2 tRNA genes are annotated in these 283 nt (G+C 48.8%); both read right to left on the bottom strand.

Annotated features, from left to right (window positions below):
* Positions 1–49 precede the first annotated feature (49 nt).
* Positions 50–125 (bottom strand) — tRNA-Gly (locus EOE67_RS20425).
* Between the two features lie 31 nt (positions 126–156).
* A tRNA-Gly gene (locus EOE67_RS20420) sits at positions 157–232 on the bottom strand.
* Positions 233–283: the final 51 nt, after the last annotated feature.

The raw sequence follows: 283 nt of genomic DNA, 5'->3' as shown, positions 1-283 counted from the left end.
CAGAAAACGAATGGATGTTGAAAATGGATGCAGAACTATTGGGAAAAACTGGAGCGGGCAACGAGACTCGAACTCGTGACCTCGACCTTGGCAAGGTAGCGCTCTACCAACTGAGCTATGCCCGCAATACGAGGATTTTATTGTTTGATTGACGATTGGAGCGGGCAACGAGACTCGAACTCGTGACCTCGACCTTGGCAAGGTAGCGCTCTACCAACTGAGCTATGCCCGCATCGTCGTCAACTCAACAATTGGCTATGAAACCAATGGCACTTGAAAAATT

This window comes from Rheinheimera riviphila, from assembly GCF_004005945.1.
Classification (GTDB): domain Bacteria; phylum Pseudomonadota; class Gammaproteobacteria; order Enterobacterales; family Alteromonadaceae; genus Pararheinheimera; species Pararheinheimera riviphila.
The sequence above is the reverse complement of the archived record's forward strand: the minus strand, read 5'-3'. Positions and strand labels throughout refer to the sequence as shown.